At 72.7% G+C, this 5,706-nt stretch carries 3 protein-coding genes; all 3 read left to right on the forward strand.

Annotated features, from left to right (window positions below; genetic code table 11):
• A partial coding sequence (locus tag ACWCQ6_RS35370; protein WP_451096355.1) for a condensation domain-containing protein occupies nt 1–2,958 on the forward strand: 2,958 nt, incomplete at its 5' end.
• Complete coding sequence (locus ACWCQ6_RS35375) at nt 2,955–4,709, forward strand: non-ribosomal peptide synthetase (RefSeq protein ID WP_451096357.1); 1,755 nt, start codon at nt 2,955–2,957, stop codon at nt 4,707–4,709. The genes ACWCQ6_RS35370 and ACWCQ6_RS35375, both read left to right, overlap by 4 nt.
• The coding region (locus tag ACWCQ6_RS35380; RefSeq protein WP_451096359.1) for a thioesterase II family protein at nt 4,706–5,706 on the forward strand (1,001 nt) is incomplete at its 3' end. The genes ACWCQ6_RS35375 and ACWCQ6_RS35380, both read left to right, overlap by 4 nt.

The following is a 5,706-nucleotide window of genomic DNA, read 5'->3' on the forward strand; positions in this document are numbered from 1 at the left end:
GGAGCGGGCCGCAGCCGCCGCCGTACCCGAGGCCTGCTGACCACCGGCGCGCCGGCGGACAGCGGGGAACTGATCAAGGGCGCCCGCGCGGCCGGCGTACCCACCACGACACCGGAGCCGGCGGGCCCCGCGTACACCCGGCCCCAGTCACCGGCCCCCGACGAGGTGCGCTACGTCCTCTACACCTCGGGGTCGACCGGCCGTCCCAAGGCCGCGGTCGTCGAGCACCGCGGCATGCTCAACCATCTCCGGGCCAAGATCGACGACCTCGGGCTGACCGCGGACGACCGGCTGGCCCAGACCGCACCACTGAGCTTCGACATCTCCGTCTGGCAGATGCTCGCCCCACTGCTCGTCGGCGGCCGGGTACAGATCTTCGCCGATGAGCAGGCCCAGGACGGCGCCCTGCTGCTGGAGGAGTTGCGCGGACGCGGAACCACGGTGCTGGAGACCGTACCCACACTGATCCGCTTCCTGCTCGACGCCCAGGAGACCGCGGGAGTCAGGCCCGGCGCGCTGCGCTGGATGATCGCCACCGGCGAGGAGCTGCCACCCGCGCTGGCCCGGCGGTGGCACGACACCATGCCGGGCATCCGGCTGCTCAACGCGTACGGCCCCACCGAGTGTTCGGACGACGTCACCCATGCCGAACTCGGCCCTCCGGCCGCCGGAGTACGCCACCTGCCGATCGGCTCGCCCATCGGGAACGCCGAACTGTACGTACTGCGTGAGGAGAACGAGCAGTGGCACGCCTGTGCGCACGGGGAGACGGGGGAGCTGTTCGTCGGGGGACTCGTCGTGGGCCGGGGATACCTCGGTGACCCGGAGCGCACCGCACGTGCCTTCTTCACCGACCCCTTCGGCCCCGGCGGTGGACGCCTCTACCGCACCGGGGACGCCGTATGCGTACTGCCCAACGGCCAACTGGAGTACCTGGGCCGGGTGGACCGGCAGGTGAAGCTCGGCGGCGTACGCATGGAGCTCGCCGAGATCGAGGCGGTGCTCGGCGGCCACCCCGAGATCGCCGCCTGCGCCGTCACCGTCCACACCCCCGATGAATCCGGAGCCCTGGTCGCCCGGGAGAGCGCACACACCCCGGTCGCCGCACAGTCGCCCCGGCTCGTCGCCTACGTCACCGCCTCCGCCGACGAGCCGACCGAGGAATCACTGCGCGCCCATCTGAGCGGCCGGCTTCCCGCGCCCATGGTGCCGCACACCCTCGTCGTCCTGCCCCGGCTCCCGCTCACCCGCAACGGCAAGACGGACTACCAGGCCCTGCCCGCACCACCGCGCCGCAGCCGCCCCGGCACCCGCCCGTACGACCCGCCGCGCGGCGCGGCGGAGACCGCGATCGCGGCCGTCGTCGCCGGGCTCCTCGGCACCGGACGGGTCGGCAGGAACGACAGGTTCCTGGAGCTGGGCGGCGACTCGCTGCTCGCCATGCGACTGGTCGCCGCCCTGCGCGAGACGGGATCGGCCGCCGGCCTGCGTGACGTTCTGCGCGACGGCAGCCCCGCCGCACTCGCCGCGCTCGGCCTTGACCGGCGGCCGGCGCCCGCATCCCGCCCGGAGCCGGCACAGGACGACGTGCCGCGCACCCGGCCGCTCACCCCGCAGCAGGCCGGGGTGTATTTCCACTGGAGGCTCGACCCGCTCAGCCCCTACTACAGCTACCAGGGATCCCTGGAACTCGACGGCCCCCTCGACGTGGCACGGCTGGCACGGGCCTGGCAGCTGCTGCTCGCCGAGAATCCGCTGCTCCTCGCCCGGTTCGCCGAGACCGACCGGACCGAAGAGGCGGACGGGCAGGAAACAGCGCGGGAGGCGGGGCACGAGGTGGTGCACCACTACCCGCACTGGAAGGTTCCGCTGCCCGCCGAGGCCCGGGACATCACCGCGCAGGCATTCCGCATCGTGGCCGCCGAGGAGGCGGCGAGACCCTTCGACCTCCTCACCGAACCGGCCCTGCGGACCGCGCTGTTCCGGCTGCCCGACGGACAGCACCGGCTCCTGGTCACCATGCACGAACTGCTCCTCGACGGCTGGGGAGCGACCGTGCTGTTCCAGCGGCTGGCCGAACTCTACGAACTGCGGCCCGCCGGGCCCGACCCCGAACGCGCCACCCGTTACGACCGCTATCTCGACCACCTGACCGAGCGGCTGGCCGGCGAGGAGGTGGCCGAGGCGGGGGAGTACTGGCTGCGTCGGCTCGCGGGCGAGCTCCCGGCACTCCAGATCGCACAGAAGCAGCGGCCCGCCACACCCACCTACCGGGGCGAGATCACCGAGGCGGTCCTCGACGAGCAACTGTCCCGGCGGCTGCGCGACACAGCACTGGCCGCGTCCGCCACCGCGTTCGTACCACTGCTGGCCGCCTACGCACTGGCCCTGAGCTATTACAGCGACGCCGACGACGTGATCGTCGGCGCCCCGATGGCGGGGCGGGAGCGGCCGGAGACCGCCGACGTGCCCGCCTTCACGCTCGCCATGCTGCCACTGCGCCTGAACATCGACCCGGCCGCCACCCTCGCGGAGTTCACCGCACAGGTACGGGAGACGGTGTACGACGCCTACGCCGCGGCCGAGCACCCCTTCGGCTGGACGCTGCGGCGGCTTCCGGCCGCCACACGGAGTTCGTCGGCGACCCCGGTCTTCCAGACCATGCTCAACATGCTGCCCTACCCGGCACGCGCCACCACCGCGTCGGACGTCCGGTTCCGCTTCGTCGAACTGGACACCGGCTACACCAAGTACGACTGCGCCCTGTACGTCCAGCCGCACGGCCCCGGCCAACTGCTGCTCCAGTACGCCTACCAGCGGGAGCTGCTCGACGCGCCGGCCGCCCGCAACGTACTGGAATCCACGCTGATCGCGCTGCGGGCCCTCACCGACCCGGAGCGCGCCGAGCACACCACCGTTCGTTCCCTCGATCTGCTGCCCGGAGACGATCAACGATGACCAAGCCGACCCTGCTGGAACGCTTTGCCGAGCAGGTGGCGGCCCACCCCCGGGCCGTCGCCCTGCGCCACACCGGCACCAGCTTCACCTACCGCGAACTCGACGAATGGAGCGGCCGGCTGGCCGCCCGGCTCACCGCCAAGGGCACCGGCCCCGGCTCGCTGGTGGCGCTCGCCGCCCAGCGCGGCCCGGCAGCCGTCGCCGGAGTCCTCGCCGTACTGAAGACCGGCGCCGCCTACCTCGGGCTGGATCCCGCGATACCCGTGCGACGGCAGCGTCGGATGGTGGAGGAGACCGGGCCGCACTGCGTGCTGGCCGAGCCCGGACTCGACCAGTTCCCCACCCTGGACGCACCCCGCGTCACACTGGCACCCCTGACCGAGGGCCCGCTGCACCAGGCCCCCGAGCAGGAGCCCGGCGAGGACGCGCTGTTCCACATCGTCTACACCTCGGGGACCACCGGAAACCCCAAGGGCGTACGCATCAGCCACCGTTCGGTCCGTGGCCGGCTGGAGTGGATGTGGCAGGACCACCCGTTCCCCGAGAACGCGGTGCTCGCCGTCCAGAAGTCCCTGGCCCTGGTCGCCTCACCGTGGGAGCTGCTGGGCGGACTGCTCAAGGGCGTCCCGTCCGTCGTGCTCGCCACCGACGAACTCCTCGATCCGGTACTCTTCGCCGCCGCCGTGGAGCAGGAACGGATCACCCATCTCTTCCTGACCCCGCAGCTGATTGCCGGACTGCTCCAGGAGAGTGCCGAACGCCCCGGCGGGCACCGGCCGGTGCTGGTCACCAGCGGCGCCGACACCCTGCCCGTGGACACCGTCCTGCGCTTCCGCGAGGTCTGGCCCGACACCACCCTGCTCAACCTGTACGGCATGACGGAGACCGCCTCCAACGTCGCCGCCTACGACACCGCCCGACTGCCCGCCGGCGCCGAACGCGTCCCCGTCGGCAGCCCCGTGGCGGGCGCCTCGCTCTCGGTCCGTGACCGGCTCGGCCGGCCCCTCCCGGCCGGTGTGACCGGCGAGGTCTGGGTCTGTGGACCACCACTCGCCCTCGGCTATGTCGGCGGCGACGGCGAGGACCGCTTCCTCACCGACGACGCCGGAGTCCTGCACTACCGCACCGGCGACCGGGGCCGCCAACTCCCGGAATCCGTAATGGAGATCACCGGCCGCGCCGACAACCAGATCAAGGTGCGCGGCTACCGCGTCGAGCTGGAGGAGATCGAGGCCACCCTGCGCAAGGCACCGGACGTCACCGACGCCGGGGCCTACGCGGAGAAGGAGGACGGTGAAACCCGCATCGTCGCCTGTGTCACCGCCGACGAGGAGAACGGCGCCGGCGCACTGCGCGCATATCTGCGCGACCGGCTGCCCGACTACATGATGCCCGCACGCATCCAGCAGGTCCCGCAGCTCCCGCTGAGCACCAACGGCAAGCTGGACCGCGCCGCCCTGCGCGCACTCGTGGCAGGCATCGGGCAGGAACGGGCGGCCGGATTCACCCCGTCCGACGCCACCGAGATCGCCGTCGCCGCGCTCTGGCAGGAACTGCTCGGCGCACCACCGGCATCGGCGGACCAGAACTTCTTCGACGCCGGCGGCCACTCCCTGCTCGCCGTGCGGCTCGCCAACCGGCTGGCGACGACGGCGGGCCGCCGCGTGCCGCTGCGCCGCATCCTCGGCGCACCCACCGTCATCGCGATCGCCGCCCTGTGCCGCGAGATCCAGCAGGAGGAACAGATATGAACGACCCATGGCTGACCGTGCCGGGCGAGCAGCCACAGGGCGCCGCCACCGGCACCCTCGCCGTCTGCTTCGCACCCACCGGCGCCCACGGCTCGACGTTCGCGAGCTGGCGAGGCCTGATTCCCGAGGACACCACCCTCGCGTTCGTCGCACCGCCGGGCCGCGGCACCCGCGTCGACGAGGAGCCCGTCACCGACATGGCCGCCTACGCCGACGCGGTGGCGGCAGGGATACGTGAACTGCTGGTGCCGCGGCAGACAACGTTCGCCCCGTCGCGACGCCCGGCACGCACTCTTGCCGCACCGGACGAAAGCCCAAGTACAGCCGGTACGAGGGCTTCCGGCCGGCACGTCGAGAGCACGCACCGGACGCCGCTCCTCGACGGGCCAACGTTGCCTGCCGCGGTACTGGGCGGGCGGCGGCTGGTGCTGATCGGAGTCAGCCTCGGCGCCCTGCTGGCGTACGAGACCTGCCGCCGGCTGCTCGACGCCGGGGTGCCCGTCGCGCGCCTGTGCGCCGTGGCCGGGCAGTGCCCCGGCGACTTCTACGGCCGCGGCGAGGACGTGACCGTCGAGGACGCCCGTGCCTTCGTCGCCGGAACCGGACTGACCGATCCGGAACTGCTGGCGGACCCCGAGTTCGAGGAGGTGCTGCTGCCTCCCGTCATCGCCGATCTGCGACTGGCCGCCGGGTACGACGGCCGACGGGGACCCGTCCCGCAGGTCGAGTTGCGTGCGGTGTGGGCCACCGACGACCCGCACGTGCCCGAGGTCACCGTGCGCCGCTGGGCCGAGTGGACCCGGGGCGAATGCACCCTGCTGTCCGTCGAGGGCGGTCACTACGCCCATCAGGCGAACCCGGCCGCGGTCATCTCCGCCTGCCTCGACGGACTCACCGGAACCCGGCCGTCACGGCGTTCCGTGCTCGGTGCCGGGGCGACGGCCGTCGCGTCCACGGTGCTGGGCCTCGGCGCGGTGGCATCGGCGGCACCCGCGGC

The organism is Streptomyces sp. NPDC001880, from assembly GCF_053594575.1.

Excerpts from the sequence above, each read along its gene's own strand:
- ACWCQ6_RS35375 (WP_451096357.1), top strand. The coding sequence starts at position 2,955 with ATGACCAAGCCGACCCTGCTGGAACGCTTTGCCGAGCAGGTGGCGGCC.